The organism is Clostridium fallax, from assembly GCF_900129365.1.
Lineage (GTDB): Bacteria > Bacillota > Clostridia > Clostridiales > Clostridiaceae > Clostridium_AH > Clostridium_AH fallax.
The window spans coordinates 57,023-73,570 of sequence record NZ_FQVM01000012.1 but is presented as its reverse complement, the minus strand read 5'-3'; the positions used below and the strand labels follow the sequence as shown (position 1 = coordinate 73,570).

The window sequence follows — 16,548 nt, the reverse complement described above, 5'->3', positions numbered from 1 at the left end:
AATTAACAAAGGAAAGTCTAATTGAATATGTTTTTCATTGTAAATTAATATTTCCTAGGAAAACAAAGTTAAATATATTGTATTCTAAATCTTACTACTAAATAAATGTTTATTTATCATAAACTTAACTAAACATTTATATTATATTATACTATAAATTTATTAATTAAAATTAATCATTTCCATTAATAAACTTTAAACAAAATAAGAACCAATTTTTTTAAAACTGGTTCTTATTTATATAAAATTATGGTTATTATATTTTATTATCTTTCTACAATTATCGCTGTTCCTTGTCCACCACCTATACATAAAGTAGCAAGACCTTTTTTAGAATCTCTCTTTTCCATTTCATGTAATAGTGTTACTAAAATTCTAGCTCCTGATGCTCCAACTGGATGGCCTAAAGCTATAGCTCCACCATTAACATTTACTTTACTCATATCAAAATTCAAATCTTTTGCAACTGCTAAACTTTGAGCAGCAAAAGCTTCATTTGCTTCTATTAAATCCATATCTTCAATTCCTAGATTAGCTACTTCTAATGCTTTTTTAGTTGCATAAAATGGTCCATATCCCATAATTGCAGGATCTAATCCTTTTGATCCATATGATACTATTTTAGCTAATGGTTTAATACCTAATTCCTTAGCTTTTTCAGCACTCATTATTACAAACGCAGCAGCACCATCATTTATACCTGACGCATTACCTGCTGTTACTGTACCATCTTTTTTGAATGCAGGTCTTAATTTAGCTAACTTTTCTTCTGTTGTTCCGAATCTTGGGAACTCATCAGTATCAAATACTATTGGGTCTCCCTTTCTTTGAGGTATAACTACTGGAACTATTTCTTCCTTAAATCTTCCTTCTTTAATTGCCTTTTCAGCTTTTTGTTGAGATGAAGCAGCAAATTTATCTTGATCTTCTCTAGTTAAATTCCATCTTTCTGCTATATTTTCAGCTGTCATTCCCATATGATAATCATTGAACGCATCCCATAAAGCGTCTTTTATCATAGTATCAACCATTTTTCCGTCACCCATTCTTTGTCCCCATCTAGCACCATTTAGTGCATATGGAGCTTGTGACATACTTTCCATTCCACCAGCTATTATTATATCAGCATCTCCTGCTTTAATTTCTTGAGCTGCTAAACTAACTGCTCTTAAACCTGATCCACAAACTTTATTTAAAGTCATTGCAGGAATTTCTACTGGTAAACCAGCTTTAACAGCTGATTGTCTAGCTGTATTTTGACCAAGACCAGCTTGTATAACATTTCCCATTATTACTTCTTCAACTTCTCCTGGTTTTACTCCTGCTCTTTTTACTGCTTCTTTAATTACTGTTGCTCCTAAATCTACAGCAGGAACATTTTTTAAAGCTCCACCAAAAGAACCTATAGCTGTTCTTACTGCACTAGCGATAACTACTTCTCTCATCGTAAATACCTCCCATAAGATTATATTGTTAATCTTTTATTTATCTTGTTAATTAATATGTTTCCATTATAACTATTTTTTTCATAATAATCAAGATTAATTTGTTAAAAAAATGACAAAGTTATATTAATTTTCTGCTATTTTCTTTGTTTTTTTTAATTTTTCATTTATTTACTTATAATACTGTGATTTTATTGTTAATTTTATTAATAACTATTTTTGTAAATAGAAAATAATTTTATTAATAAAACAAAAAAAATAGCGACCAAAGTCGCTATTAGGTTAAATTTATAACAATTCTATTTATTTACTGAATTCTTCTATATCTTTATCACTGTTTCCAAAATACTTAATTATAGCATCTACTATTCTTTCTGAAGCTTTTCCATCTCCATAAGGATTTATAGCTTTACTCATATCATTATAAGCTTTTTCATCATTTATTAATTTATTAGCTTCCGATAATATAGTATCTACATCAGTTCCAACAAGTTTAACAGTTCCAGCATCCACAGCCTCTGGCCTTTCTGTAACTCCTCTTAAAACTAATACAGGCTTTCCTAAATGAGGAGCTTCTTCTTGTAATCCACCAGAATCTGTCATAACCATAAAGCATTTATTCATTAAATTATGAGTTTCTTTTGTATCTAATGGTGGTAATAGATGAATTCTATCTTTATTACCTAACTCTCTATAGACTACGTCTTTTACTACTGGATTTAAATGAACTAAATATACTAATTCTACATCTTTGTTGTCTTCTATTATTTTATTTAAAGACTTACATATATTATCTATTCCCTCTCCCCAGTTTTCTCTTCTATGAGCAGTTATCATTATAACTTTTTTATTTTTAAAATCTATTTTATTAAGTTCCTCATTTTCAAAAACATAATCATTTTCTACGGTATGCTCCATTGCATCTATTACAGTATTTCCTGTTATATATATATCCTTTTCATTAACCCCTTCTCTTAAAAGATTGTTTTTTGAACCTTTAGTAGGTGAAAAATGAAGGTCTGCTAAAGCTCCTGTAAGTTTCCTATTCATCTCTTCTGGAAAAGGAAAATATTTATCAAAAGTTCTTAAGCCTGCTTCTACATGTCCTACTTTTATTTGTTGATAGAAAGCTGCTAAGGCTCCACCAAATGTAGTTGTCGTATCTCCATGAACTAATATCATATCTGGTTTTTCCTTTAAAAACACTTCTTCTAATCCTTCTAAAACTCTATTTGTTATACCAGTCAAACTTTGTTTCGTCTTCATTATATTTAAATCAAAATCTGGCTTTATATTAAATAGCTCCAAAACTTGATCAAGCATTTCTCTATGTTGAGCTGTTACGCAAACTTTAGACTCTATTTCATTTCTCGTTTCCAATTCTTTTACAAGAGGAGCCATTTTTATAGCTTCTGGTCTTGTTCCAAATATAGTTAGTACTTTTATTTTATCCAATTTAATCCCTCCAAAATTAATAGCCTATATTAGAAGATAAAGAGTCATCATTTTCAACCCATTCTTCTACCTCAATAATTCTATAACAATCTTTAGTATCTCTTATTACTACTGTTTTAATGCCAGAATTAATTATTAATCTTTTACACATAGCACAAGAATTAGCATTTTCTACAAAATCTTTAGTTTTTGCATCTTTTCCTACTAAATATAAAGTAGCTCCTATCATATCTTTTCGTGATGCACTTATTATTGCATTAGCTTCACTATGTACACTTCTACATAATTCATAATGGGTCCCTCTTGGAACATTTAACTCGTCTCTTATACATTTATTTAAATCTATACAATTTTTTCTTCCCCTTGGTGAACCTGTATATCCGGTAGAAATTATTTCATCATTTTTAACTATAATAGAGCCATAATTTCTTCTTAAGCATGTCCCTCTTTCAAGAACAGTTTCTGCTATATCTAAATAATAATTATGCTTATCCCTTCTTTTCATATGTAAAAACACCTCATTTTTCTTACTTTTTATCAACTAACTTTATTATATCTAAAAAGAAATTTTGTGTAAACTCAATGGATTATATATAAGAATACTATATAAACATAAGGTATATTATTGTATATATTTTGAAAATATTTGATCTTTAAATATAAATCTAATCACTTTAATTGATGATAAATAAAATATTCTTACATATAGAAAAAAGGTGGAGACTTCTTATTTAAAGAAGTCTTCCATCTTAAAATAAATTAGATTATTTTGTACCAAATAATCTATCTCCTGCATCGCCAAGTCCAGGTACTATGTATCCTTGCTCATTTAATTTTTCATCTATTGATGCTAAATATATATCTACATCAGGATGTCTATCCATAACAGCTTTTACACCTTCCGGTGAACTTATTAAACAAACTAATCTTATATATTTTGCCCCTTTTTTCTTTAATAAATCAATAGCATCAGCTGCAGAACCACCAGTAGCAAGCATTGGATCAACTACTATTATATCTCTCTCAGCTATGTCTTGAGGTAATTTACAGAAATATTCTACGGGCTTAAGAGTTTCTTCATCTCTATATAATCCTATATGACCAACTTTTGCTGCTGGTATAAGTCTTAACATACCATCAACCATTCCAAGTCCTGCTCTTAAAATTGGAACTATAGCTATCTTTTTACCTGCTAGCATTTTACACTTTGCCTTACATATTGGAGTTTCTATTTCAACATCCTCCATTTGTAAATCTCTAGTTACTTCATAAGCTAATAACATTGAAACCTCTTCTACAAGATCTCTAAAGTCTTTTGAACCTGTATTTTTATCTCTTATTAAAGATAATTTGTGTAATATTAATGGGTGGGCTATTTGCGTTACTTTACTCATTAAAATTCCTCCTAAAATTATATATTAATATTTGTTATTTAATTATTTGCTATATTTTTTCTCAATGGCAGTAATCTTATCTATTCTAGTTTGGTGTCTTCCACCTTCAAATTCTGCATTTAAAAATGTATCAACTATATCTAAAGCTAAACCAGGTCCTATAACTCTTGCTCCAAAAGCTAATATATTTGCATCATTGTGTTGTCTTGTTGCATGAGCACTAAAAGTATCTGAGCATAAAGCAGCTCTAACTCCTGGAACTTTGTTGGCTGCAATTGATATTCCTATACCAGTTCCACAAACTAATATACCAAAGTCAAATTTTTTAGCTGCTACTTCTTCTGCAACCTTTATAGCATAATCAGGATAATCACAAGATTCTGCAGTATCTGTACCAAAGTCTTTTGTCTCTATTCCCTTATCCTCTAAATGTTTTATTATTATATTCTTTAATTCTAATCCTCCATGATCACAACCTAATGCTATTCTCATAAAAAATACCTCCCAAAAAATTATATTTATTCATAAAAAAAGAAGATGAAACGTTATTTAGAAATTAATTCATATAACGTCATTATCTTCTTTTAATTTTGCCAATAACAAGTCAATCTCATCATTTAACATTTCATAGATAATTTCATAATCTTCAATAGAACCACCGTAGGGATCAAAAATTTCCTTATCTACGCCAGTATAATTACCTAATGAAAATATTTTGTTTTCATATTGTGGTAAATTAGAAGTTATTAGCTCTTCCATATAGGATGTCATAGTAAGAACTAAATCAGCTTCTTCAATCATATCTTGTGTTAATTGAATAGCTCTTCTATTTTTCATATCAATATTTAATTTATCAAATATAATAGTTGATGAATTTTTTGAAATAGTACTTTCTTTTTCTATTGCCACTCCAGCAGATTCTGCAATTAAAACACCTGTACCAGCCTTTTTATTAAATATAGCTTCAGCTATACAGCTTCTACAAGTATTTCCTGTACAAACAAAAAGTACCTTCATCCAATTCACCACCTTAAATATTATTATAATTTAATTATATCAAAACCTGCAGCTTTTTTTAATCTATTCATTAAAGCTACACCAAGTCCTTTTTCTTCAAAGGATTCACATAAAATAACATCTACCTTTATATCATCAAAGGCTCTTAAAACTTCAAAAAGATTCTTAGTTACTGTACTTAAATCTTTTCTTTTACCTACTGATAAAACTTTAGCCTTATTACTATAAGATTCCATCGATTCATCTGTAGCCATAATACCTACTACTTTTCCTTGTTCTATATAATTTAACACCATTTCATTTATTTTTTCAATAGTTTTTTTGTTTTCTCCTTCTATAATTTTAACCTTAGCCTTAGGTGCATAATGCCTATACTTCATTCCAGGCGCTTTAGGCTTTAATCCTTCTTTAGGTTTATCCATTATTGCAGAATCTATATAAATAGAACTATCTATTTCTCTTAACATCTCAAGAGTTATTCCACCAGGTCTTAATACACAAGGAGGATTAACAGTACAATCTATAATAGTAGACTCTACTCCTACATTACTCTTTTCTCCACCTAGTATATAATCAACTCTTCCTTCTAAATCTTCTACACATCTTTCTACATCTGTAGGACTTGGTCTTCCTGAAATATTTGCTGAAGGTGCTGCAATAGGAACTCCAGAATATTCAATAAGTTTTTTTGCAATATAACTGCTTGGCATTCTAACACCTATAGTTTTAAGGTTTGCAGATGTTATTTCCGGTATAACATCTTTCTTTTTTAAAATTAAAGTCATAGGTCCTGGCCAAAATTTATCCATTAATTTTTTAGCTACCTCTGGAACCTCTTCTACTATATTATCTAAATTAAAATCACAAATATGTACAATTAAAGGATTATCTTGAGGTCTTCCCTTTGCAACAAATATATTTTTAACTGCATTTTCATCTAAGGCATTAGCACCTAATCCATATACTGTTTCTGTTGGAAATGCCACAAGTCCTCCTTCTTTTATTATTTCCGCTGCTTCTTTTAAATATTTATCATCACTAGTTAAATCTTTTATTATTTCTATTTTAGTGTTCAATATAAACTCCTTCTTTCAGTTTATTTTTAGCTGTCCTCTAGCTATTTTTATATTTTTTATGCTACTGTCTGTATAAATAGCTCCTACACAATTTCTATAAATTATGTCTAAAAGCTTATATTTATAAAATCCACCTTTTTTTATAATAGTAAAGTAATAACTTTTTTCTGGTCTTAATCTTTTTACTTCTCTATATTTTTCTGCTACGGAAGGATACTTTTTTAAAAAATTTTTATTTATACATCTAACCTGATCATTTCTTTTTTTCATTTCTACAATAATAACTATTTCCATATCTTCTTTGCTATTTTCAGTATGTACAATTACAACTTTATCACAAAGTAAAATATTAGGTGTTTTAAGAATTCCAATTTCTATCTTAAGTTTATTATTTAGACATTTAAATTTTAATTTTTCATTATTCGATACAGCTATAATAGTTAAAAGAACTAATATTTCTATAAAAGATAAATATAAAAGATAAAATATAGAAGTTTTACCTAATATTAAAGCTACAAGAGGTAAAAATATAAAGATAAATAGCATTATAAACATAACTCTTTTATATGAACTTTTTTGCTTTTTAATAGCTTTATCTATATGCATCATAACCCTCTCTTTGTAATTGTATATTTAACAAAAGCCTTACATTATTCATGTAAGGCTTTAATATTAAAACTCTGCATTTCCCATAGCTTTCATTTTTTCTGCTTGGTCTGTAGTTATAAGAGCATTTATCATCTCTTCAATATCACCATTCATGAAAGTTTCTAGCTTATATAAAGTTAGTCCTATTCTGTGATCAGTAACTCTTCCTTGTGGATAATTATAAGTTCTAATTCTTTCACTTCTATCTCCAGTACCAACTTGGCTCTTTCTATCTTCTGCAATTCCAGCTAATCTTTCTGCTTCAGCAGCTTCAAATAATCTAGCTTTAAGAATCTTTAAAGCTTTTTCTTTATTTTTAAGTTGTGACTTTTCATCTTGGCAAGAAACTACTAATCCTGTTGGTAAGTGAGTCATTCTTACCGCGGAGTCAGTAGTATTAACACACTGTCCACCATTACCTGATGCTCTAAATACATCTATTCTTAAGTCTTTTTCATTAATTTCAATCTCAACATCATCAACTTCTGGTAAAACAGCTACTGTTGCTGTAGATGTGTGTATTCTTCCTGATGATTCTGTATCTGGAACTCTTTGTACTCTGTGTACTCCACTTTCATACTTTAATTTTGAATATGCTCCATGACCTTTAACCATAAATACAACTTCTTTAAATCCACCGATATCAGTTTCGTTAGTGCTCATAACTTCAACTTTCCATCTTTGTGTTTCTGCATATTTTGTATACATTCTAAAAAGATTAGCAGCAAATAAAGCAGCCTCATCTCCGCCAGCACCAGCTCTAATTTCTACAAATACGTTCTTATCATCATTAGGATCTTTAGGAAGAAGTAAAATTTGAAGTTCACTTTCTAATTCTTCCTTTTGTGAAGAAAGGCTCTTAATTTCTTCTTGAACCATTTCTCTCATTTCTCTGTCATCTTCTTCTGATAGCATTTCTTTATTAGCATCTAAATCTTCAATAACATTTTTATATTGTTTATATTTATTAACTATTACTTCTAAATCCGCATGTTCTTTACAAAGTTTTCTCCATTCAGCTTGGTTAGCCATTATTGAAGGGTCTGATATTTTTACTGAAAGCTCATCATACTTATTTCCAATAAAATCCAATCTATCAAGTATCATTTTATCACTCCGTACTATTAATTTTCATATTAAATAATTATAGCATATTTCGCTATTTTTTTTCAAATAAATTTAAAATTCCTATAACAACTCTATCTAAATTAGCTAAGTCTTTTATTATTTTAACATCATAATAATTATTTTCAATCATTAACTTTTTAACATCTTCAGCTTGGTCATAGCCTATTTCAAAAGCTAATATGCCTTTATTTTTTAATACCAATTTACTCTCATCTATTATTTTTCTATAGAAATCTAATCCATCCTCTCCACCACTTAAAGCTAATCTAGGTTCATAATCCTTAACATCTTCCATTAAAGTTTCTATAATCTCTTCCTTTATATATGGAGGATTAGATACTATTACATCATAAACTTTTTTATCTTTTTTAACTTCATTAAAAAGGTTACCTTTTATAAATTCTGCTCTATCTTTTAAATTAAGTCTTTTTATATTATTAGTAGTAACTATTTCTGGATCATCCGCTATATCTAGGAGATCTACTTTTATGTTTTTTCTATAGGTTGCTAAAGAAAGGCCTATAGCACCGCTCCCACAACATAAATCACATAAATTTAATTTTTCATCTTCTTTTATTCTTTCCAAAACTTCTTCTACTAATACCTCTGTATCTCCTCTTGGAATTAAAACCCCTTCCTTTATGTAGAAGTCTATTCCCATAAATTCAACACTACCTAAAATATATTGCATAGGCATTCTTTTTTCTCTTTTCTCTAAAAGATTATAAAATTCTTTAGCCTTATACTCCTCCACTTCAGTATCTCTATTAGTAATAAGCCATAATTTATCTTTATTTAATACTTTACCTAAAAGTAATTGTGTATCTAAAATATAAGTGTCTATTTTTTTATTTTTTAAAATAGAGTTTCCTTCTATAAGTAAATCTCCAACTTTTTTCATTAATCATTTATCCCCTCTGCTGATTTTAAAGCTGCAATAGCAACTTCTATTTGATCATCATCTGGCTCTTTTGTTGTAAGGTTTTGAAGTTTAAGACCAGGTGCCGCTATAATTCTTGCAAATATTCCATCACTTTTACCTATCCACCTTATAATTTCATAAGTAATTCCAGAGACTATAGGTATAAGTAATATCCTTGATAATATTCTTTGGGGTATAGATGTCCATCCAGTAAAAGAAAAAACAAATATACTAACTATCATAACTAAAAATAAAAAGTTAGTACCACACCTTGGATGAAATCTCTTAAACTTTTTAACATTCTCTACTGTTAAATCTAATTCATTCTCGTAACAAAATATAGTTTTATGCTCTGCACCATGATATTGATATAATCTATTTATATCATCCATCTTTCCTATAATAAACATATATAAAAGGAGAATTGCAACTCTTATAATTCCCTCTATTATATTTAATGAAACAACTCCTAATCCAAATCTTTTAAAAAACGAAGTTACTATAGTTGGTAATATAACAAATAATCCAACAGCACATATAAAAGATATAATAAAAGTTATTGTCATTATAATCTTTTCTGATTTATCGCCAAACTTTTCAGAAAACCATTTTTCAAATTTTGATGGTTCTTCTTCATCTTCAAAAAATGATGCAGAAAATTTAAGACATCTAGTTCCTTCAACTAAAGAATCTAAAAGACCAATAAATCCTCTAACTATTGGTAATGAAAAAAATTTATTTTTTTTAGTTAAAGGAGTTATCTCCTTAAAATCAACCTCTATATTTTTATTAGGAGTTCTAACTGCAGTAGCCATACCTTTAGCCCCTCGCATCATAACTCCTTCAAGAACAGCCTGGCCTCCCACTTGACACTTTCTCATATACTCACCATGCCCTTAAAGATTTTTTTCTTTTTTATATTTAAAGTAACAATTCCCACAAAGAGATTCATATTCTACATTATCTACATTATCTATAGCTATTTGTTCTCCTTCAAAAACATATTCTCCATTTATTTTTCTTCCATTAAGAATTGCTTTTCTTCCACATGTACAAATAGTTTTCATTTCTTCAATACTATGAGCTAAAAGTAGTAATCTTTCACTACCTTCAAAGCCATTCATTTTAAAATCTGTTCTTAATCCATAACATATAACAGGAATATCTTTAACAATAGCTAATTCAAATAATTCATCTATATGATGCTTTTTTAAAAATTGAACTTCATCTACTAATACACAATGAATATCTCCACTTTGTTTAATAAATTCTTCTATTTTATTATAAACATTGTCATTACTTGATATCATTAAATCTACTACTCTTTCAACCCCTAATCTTGAAACTAATTTATTTCCACCCTTTTTATCAGTTTTAGGTTTTATTATAAGAACTTTCATTCCTCTTTCCTCATAATTATATGCAACCTGCATTAAGTGGGTTGATTTTCCTGAATTCATTGCCCCGTATCTAAAATATAACTTACTCATTTATTTCTCTCCTTATAAAGAAAATTTCTATATAAAATTATAGCATTTTATAATTAGCTGAAAAAGATTTTTTCTTAAGTTTTTAATTTCTTGACTATAATATTACGCCATGCTATACTTTAGTAGTTGTATAACGATATAAACTCGAGAAAGAGGTGAATAAGATGAGAGAAGGCATACATCCAAAGTACAACCATGAAGCAGTTGTTAAGTGTGCATGTGGAAATACTTTTACAACAGGTTCAGTTAAAGATGAACTAAAAGTAGAAATATGCTCTAAATGCCACCCATTCTTCACTGGTAAGCAAAAAATCGTTGATGTCGGCGGTAGAGTTGACAAATTCAAGAAGAGATTTAATCTTAACAAGTAATCAATTATGGGGAAGACAAAGTCTTTCCCATTTTTGTTATAAATTTATATATAAAAATACTTTTAATTCTTAATGATATAATGTTAAAATAATATAGATATCGTTGGAAACTTAACAAGATTAACGAAAAGGCAGTGAAATAGATGAAGAAAGTTCTTTTATTGACTACCTCAACAGGTCAGGGTCATAATCAAGCAGCAAATTCACTATCAGAGATTTTTACTAAAGAGAATTTCAAAGTAATTAAATATGATTTTTTATATAACACGTCTCCATTTTGGAATTCATTAATTGTTAAAGGTTATGAATTCTCTGCAGCTAAAATCCCTAAGTTATTTGGAATTTTTTACAAGATAACAGATAATAAATTTACAAATAAAAGTTTAAAATTTAATTTTTGGGGAATAGAAAAAAAACTTTTAGATTACATAAATAAAGAAAAGCCTGATTTAATAATAGCAACTCATCCTTTAAGTATTAATATTATAGGAAGATTAAAAGAAAAAGGCTTAATTAATATACCATTTATATCCATAGTTACAGATTTCGTAGCTCATGGTACTTACTTATGTGATTATGTAGACGCTTATGTAGCCGGTAGTTCTATAACAAAGGAATCTTTATGCAATAGAGGAATTCCTGAAAATAAAGTATTTATTTTTGGTATTCCTATTAAAAGTGAATTTTACAAAAAATCTGATGATCTTAAATTGCCTAAAGATGATTATTTTAATATCCTTTTAATGAGTGGAAGCATGGGAATTGCAAAAATTTCTTATGTTTTAAAAGAACTTTTGAAAAATAGACACAACCTTCGTATAACTGTTATTTGTGGTAGAAACCAGCAACTAAAAGAAAATTTACTTAAACTTTATTCTAAACCCATTGATGGTAAAAAAATTCACATTATAGGATACACTAACGATGTTTGTACTATAATGGATAATTCTGATATACTTATTTCTAAACCTGGCGGATTAACTTCTACTGAGGCTATTACTAAAAATATACCTTTAATAATTCCCTTTGTTATCCCAGGTCAAGAATCTCAAAATACAGAATTCTTAACAAATGCTGGACTAGCTATTTATATAGATAATTTAAAAACCTTAAATGAGAATGTAAATAATTTAATTGAAAATCCAGATTTAATGTCAAATATGAAATTAAATCTTACCAATTTATCTAAACAATATTCATTGCAAAAAATAGTAGATTTATCTAATGAATTAATAAATAAAAAGGGATAAGCAAAAGCTTATCCTCTTTTATTTTCATCTAAATTTAACTTTTGGAAAGTTCTTATAAACTCTTCATTATTTTTCGTTTTTGAAAGAGTGTTAATTAAGTTCTCTGTTATGTTTTCAATATTTCCATCCCTATACATAACTCTTCTTATATTATAAGCAACTTCCTTTTCTTCATCTGAAAGAAGTAAATCCTCTTTTCTAGTTCCTGACTTATATATATCTATCGCTGGGAAAATTCTTCTTTCTTGAAGTTTTCTATCTAAATGAACTTCCATATTACCTGTTCCTTTGAATTCTTCAAATATCATATCATCCATTCTGCTACCAGTTTCAACTAAAGCAGTTGCTAATATGGTAAGACTTCCACCTTCTTCAATATTTCTTGCAGCTCCAAAGAATTTTTTAGGCATTATTAGGGCTCCTGGATCTAATCCACCAGATAATGTTCTTCCTGTTGGATTAATAGTTAAGTTATAAGCTCTAGCAAGTCTTGTTATTGAATCTAAAAGTATAACCACATCCTTACCATGCTCTACCATTCTTTTAGCTCTTTCTAATACCATCTGTGCAACCTTTATATGATTTTGAGGTTCTTCATCAAAGGTAGAATATATAACCTCACCGTTTATAGATCTCTTCATATCTGTAACTTCTTCCGGTCTCTCATCTATAAGAAGGACTATAAGTTTCACATCTGGATAATTTATAGAAATATTTTGAGCTATTTTTTTTAGTAAAGTTGTTTTTCCAGCTTTAGGAGGGGCAACTATTACTCCCCTTTGACCTTTACCTATTGGACATATTATATCCATAAGTCTTGATGATAAGTCTTTAGAATTGTTAGTCTCAAGTTTTAATCTCTCTTGTGGATAAATAGGAGTTAATGTTTCAAAAGCTTTTCTTTGAACAGCTTTTTCTGGATTATCTCCATTTACTTTTTCTACTCTTAATAAAGCCTTAAACTTTTCTCCTTCTTTAGGTTGACGAACTCTACCTTCTACTTCATCTCCTGTTCTTAAATTAAATCTTCTAATTTGAGAAGGAGATACATAGACATCATCATCACCAGTTAAATAATTTCTACATCTTAGAAAACCAAAATTATTGCTTTCTAATATTTCTAAAACACCCTTTGAATAATCTGACTGATTGTCAATAGAATCATTATTTATATTTTTTTTATCATTTTCTTTTACATATTCCTTATTTTCATTTCTATTAATTTCTTTATGTTCATTTTTATAATCTAAATTAATACTTTCTTTACTCTCTAAAGCTCCACTTTTAGGTGTTATTTTTTCTCTTAATATAACACCGTCCTTTTCAATGGCATTAGGAGAATGTTCTATAATTTCATCAATAAGTTCTTTTTTCTTTTTCTTAGAAATATTTTTAACCCCTAATTTTTTCGCTAATTCTCTTAACTCAACTAGGGTCTTTTTTTCATAAATTTCTGCAGTCAATACCGCACCTCCAAACATATATTGCTGAAAATTAAAAGGAAGTGTCTAAGAAATAATGATAGGATATAAACCTAAGATAATAATATGGAATGTTACTTTTAAAGCTAGCATATATATTATCCTTCATATATACTTCTTTTTCAAGTGTTTTATTCTTTTATAACAAAATTAACAGATTGTTTTTTAAGTTTAAAAAAAGAACAACCTTAGAATAATATCTAAAATTGTTCCCAAACTTACTATATTTTATACAACTATATTATTTATTTTCTAAGGAAGCCTTTATAAATTCTCTAAATAATGGATGTGGTCTATTTGGTCTTGACTTTAATTCAGGATGGAATTGAACAGCTACAAACCAAGGGTGATCTGAAACTTCAACACATTCTACTAATCTTCCATCTGGTGATGTTCCCGAAATTTTCATTCCTGCCTCTACTAAGTTGCTTCTATATTCATTATTAAATTCATATCTATGTCTATGTCTTTCATAAATTAGATTTTCTTTATAAGCATCTTTTGTAAAGGTATTTTCTTCTACTTTGCAAGGATATAATCCTAATCTCATTGTTCCACCTAAATCTTCAACATCTTGCTGCTCAAGCATTAAATCTATAACCGGATACTTAGTTTTTGAATCTATTTCCGATGAGTTAGCCCCTTTATATCCTAATACATTTCTTGCAAACTCTATAACAGCACATTGCATACCTAAGCAAATTCCAAGGAAAGGTATTTTATTTTCCCTTGCAAATCTTATTGCTTCTATTTTACCTTCTATTCCTCTATCTCCAAATCCACCTGGAACTAGTATCCCATCCACATCTTTTAATAATTCACTAGAATTATCTTTTGTTAAATCTACAGCATTTATCCACTTTATTTCAACATTAGAATCATTATATAATCCACCGTGATTTAAAGCTTCTACCACTGATATATAAGCATCATGAAGTTCTACATATTTACCTACTAAAGCAATTGTAGTTTTCTTTGTTAGATGAGTAATTCTATGAACCATATCAATCCACTCTGTATTATCTATATCCCTACAACCAAGACCTAATCTTTCACAAACTAATCTATCTAACCCTTCTTTATGTAACATTAAAGGAACTGCATATAAATGTTCTGCATCCAAATTTTGTATAACCGCTCTACTTTCTACATTACAGAATAATCCTATTTTATCTCTTAGTTCCTTAGATAATTCCTTTTCTGATCTACATACAATTATATCCGGTTGTATTCCTATACTTCTAAGCTCTTTTACTGAATGTTGAGTAGGTTTTGTTTTAAGTTCTCCTGCTTTTCCTAAATAAGGAACTAAAGTTACATGGATAAAACATACATTTTCTCTACCAACTTCATACTGTATTTGTCTTATAGCCTCTAAAAATGGTAATGATTCTATATCACCTATTGTTCCACCAATTTCTGTTATAACAACATCTATATCTTTTTCTTTTCCAACTTTATACACTCTTTCTTTTATAGCATTAGTTATATGAGGTATAACTTGTACAGTTCCGCCTAAATATTCTCCTCTTCTTTCTTTAGAAATAACTGACCAGTATACTCTTCCTGCTGTAACATTTGAATTTTGAGTTAAATTTTCATCTATAAATCTTTCATAGTGTCCTAAATCTAGGTCTGTCTCCGCCCCATCATCTGTTACAAAAACTTCACCATGCTGATACGGACTCATTGTACCTGGATCTACATTTAAATAAGGATCAAATTTTTGAATACTTACCTTTAATCCTCTGTTTTTTAATAGCCTACCTAGTGAAGCAGCTGTAATTCCTTTACCTAATGAAGAAACAACGCCACCAGTTACAAATACATATTTAGTATTTTTCATAATCTACTTCCCCTCCACTATTAACATTTTATTTAAATTTATATTGACATTCTAATTATTTAACATTATAATAATAATTACCCTTCAATATAAAATGGGTTTTTTATTGCCTTAATAACATAGAAATCATTTTAACACATCTTTTTTTCTATTTCTAGTACTTTTTTAAGATTTTTTATAAAATTTTTTCGACTACGTTTTCAATTTCAAAATATTTTTCTCTAAAGTCTCTATTTATAAAAAATTTTTCTTCTGCCTTTTTCATATTATAACTTATACTTCTCCAACTATATTCATTCATTATTTTTGTAAGTATTTCTTTATTAGCACAATTGTAATTCTTAAATATTAAGAGTATCAAAAATTTATTTTCACGATTTACTAAAATAGTATCTATTTTTTCACTTTTTATCCCATAATAATTACATAATATATTTAATATCCTTATATACTTTACCAATTTAACACTCCTTGATAATAATTATTATCTAAAGTATTGTCCAATACTTTACTTTTTATCCCATTTATAAAAAAATATCTACCAAACTTAGAGTTTAGTAGATATAAAAAAAATATTAATTTATATTTTATTTCTAATTATCTATATTTTGAGCTTTTATATTAATCTTAAGTTCAGTATATTGAGGTTCTTGTCCTGCTACGCTTAAATTATATCTTATAGCTACATCTCCACCTTCTTTATCAACATTCACTTGAAGATCTTTTGTATTAATTTTAAGTTCTAACATTCCATAAGGTGTGTTATAAAGACTTACAGAACTACTATCTCTTTCAAAACTCATTTCTGTAGAAGTAGTACCTTCTCTTTGAAGCTTTACAAAATCTTTACATATTAATAATTTTGTTTTAGTTCCTTCCATGCCAGATATTTCTGTTTCATCATAGCAAGCTTCAAAGCCTTCCTCTGTTATATGAAACTCTCCTGGAGTAACAACTTCTATTGAATCTTGTGAATCATCATTTTGACAACTACTTATAGATATTAATGCTTTCTTTTTCATAAA

General features: G+C 28.3%; 16 protein-coding genes and 1 pseudogene. 2 read left to right on the top strand and 15 right to left on the bottom strand.

Translation table 11 applies throughout. From position 1 onward, the window contains the following. Positions 1-266: 266 nt before the first annotated feature. From BUA70_RS07640 to BUA70_RS07585, 11 genes and pseudogenes are all read right to left on the bottom strand, one after another. Positions 267-1,445, bottom strand: a complete 1,179-nt coding sequence (locus tag BUA70_RS07640; RefSeq protein ID WP_072895827.1) for an acetyl-CoA C-acetyltransferase — start codon at positions 1,443-1,445, stop codon at positions 267-269. Between the two features lie 303 nt (positions 1,446-1,748). Beyond that, complete coding sequence (wecB, locus tag BUA70_RS07635) at positions 1,749-2,900, bottom strand: non-hydrolyzing UDP-N-acetylglucosamine 2-epimerase (RefSeq protein ID WP_072895822.1); 1,152 nt, start codon at positions 2,898-2,900, stop codon at positions 1,749-1,751. A 16-nt stretch (positions 2,901-2,916) separates the two neighbouring features. Next, a complete protein-coding gene (locus BUA70_RS07630; protein WP_072895818.1) occupies positions 2,917-3,405 on the bottom strand; it encodes a deaminase in 489 nt (162 codons plus the stop codon). Between the two features lie 259 nt (positions 3,406-3,664). Next, on the bottom strand, positions 3,665-4,294 hold the full coding sequence (gene upp, locus BUA70_RS07625) for a uracil phosphoribosyltransferase (protein WP_072895815.1): 630 nt from the start codon (positions 4,292-4,294) through the stop codon (positions 3,665-3,667). Between the two features lie 42 nt (positions 4,295-4,336). Further along, a complete protein-coding gene (gene rpiB, locus BUA70_RS07620) occupies positions 4,337-4,786 on the bottom strand; it encodes a ribose 5-phosphate isomerase B (RefSeq protein WP_072895812.1) in 450 nt (149 codons plus the stop codon). 69 nt (positions 4,787-4,855) lie between these two features. After that, entirely contained in the window at positions 4,856-5,311 is a 456-nt protein-coding gene (locus BUA70_RS07615) for a low molecular weight protein arginine phosphatase (protein ID WP_072895808.1), read from the bottom strand. Positions 5,312-5,334: 23 nt separating this feature from the next. Further along, the gene (locus BUA70_RS07610) at positions 5,335-6,369 is read right to left on the bottom strand and encodes an L-threonylcarbamoyladenylate synthase (protein WP_423236769.1); all 1,035 of its coding nucleotides are present in this window, start codon (positions 6,367-6,369) and stop codon (positions 5,335-5,337) included. A gap of 33 nt (positions 6,370-6,402) precedes the next feature. Next, the gene (locus BUA70_RS07605; protein ID WP_072895802.1) at positions 6,403-6,993 is read right to left on the bottom strand and encodes a hypothetical protein; all 591 of its coding nucleotides are present in this window, start codon (positions 6,991-6,993) and stop codon (positions 6,403-6,405) included. A 66-nt stretch (positions 6,994-7,059) separates the two neighbouring features. Next, entirely contained in the window at positions 7,060-8,142 is a 1,083-nt protein-coding gene (gene prfA / locus BUA70_RS07600) for a peptide chain release factor 1 (RefSeq protein ID WP_072895799.1), read from the bottom strand. A gap of 52 nt (positions 8,143-8,194) precedes the next feature. After that, a pseudogene (gene prmC / locus BUA70_RS13155) lies at positions 8,195-9,966 on the bottom strand (peptide chain release factor N(5)-glutamine methyltransferase). Between the two features lie 15 nt (positions 9,967-9,981). Beyond that, complete coding sequence (locus tag BUA70_RS07585; RefSeq protein ID WP_072895790.1) at positions 9,982-10,575, bottom strand: thymidine kinase; 594 nt, start codon at positions 10,573-10,575, stop codon at positions 9,982-9,984. 164 nt (positions 10,576-10,739) lie between these two features. Between BUA70_RS07585 and rpmE the strand changes: the two genes are divergently transcribed. Continuing rightward, positions 10,740-10,946: a 50S ribosomal protein L31 gene (gene rpmE, locus BUA70_RS07580; protein ID WP_072895787.1), complete on the top strand. Its 207-nt coding sequence runs from the start codon at positions 10,740-10,742 to the stop codon at positions 10,944-10,946. A gap of 143 nt (positions 10,947-11,089) precedes the next feature. Continuing rightward, complete coding sequence (locus BUA70_RS07575; RefSeq protein WP_072895784.1) at positions 11,090-12,196, top strand: MGDG synthase family glycosyltransferase; 1,107 nt, start codon at positions 11,090-11,092, stop codon at positions 12,194-12,196. 8 nt (positions 12,197-12,204) lie between these two features. Here BUA70_RS07575 and rho read toward each other — a convergent pair whose 3' ends face one another. The 4 genes from rho to BUA70_RS07555 all read right to left on the bottom strand — a co-directional run bounded on the left by rho (position 12,205) and on the right by BUA70_RS07555 (position 16,545). Further along, the gene (gene rho / locus BUA70_RS07570; RefSeq protein WP_072895780.1) at positions 12,205-13,659 is read right to left on the bottom strand and encodes a transcription termination factor Rho; all 1,455 of its coding nucleotides are present in this window, start codon (positions 13,657-13,659) and stop codon (positions 12,205-12,207) included. A 259-nt stretch (positions 13,660-13,918) separates the two neighbouring features. Further along, entirely contained in the window at positions 13,919-15,526 is a 1,608-nt protein-coding gene (locus tag BUA70_RS07565; protein ID WP_072895777.1) for a CTP synthase, read from the bottom strand. Between the two features lie 172 nt (positions 15,527-15,698). Continuing rightward, a complete protein-coding gene (locus BUA70_RS07560; RefSeq protein WP_072895775.1) occupies positions 15,699-15,983 on the bottom strand; it encodes a hypothetical protein in 285 nt (94 codons plus the stop codon). Positions 15,984-16,116: 133 nt separating this feature from the next. Continuing rightward, complete coding sequence (locus tag BUA70_RS07555) at positions 16,117-16,545, bottom strand: YwiB family protein (protein ID WP_072895774.1); 429 nt, start codon at positions 16,543-16,545, stop codon at positions 16,117-16,119. Between the last annotated feature and the right edge of the window lie 3 nt (positions 16,546-16,548).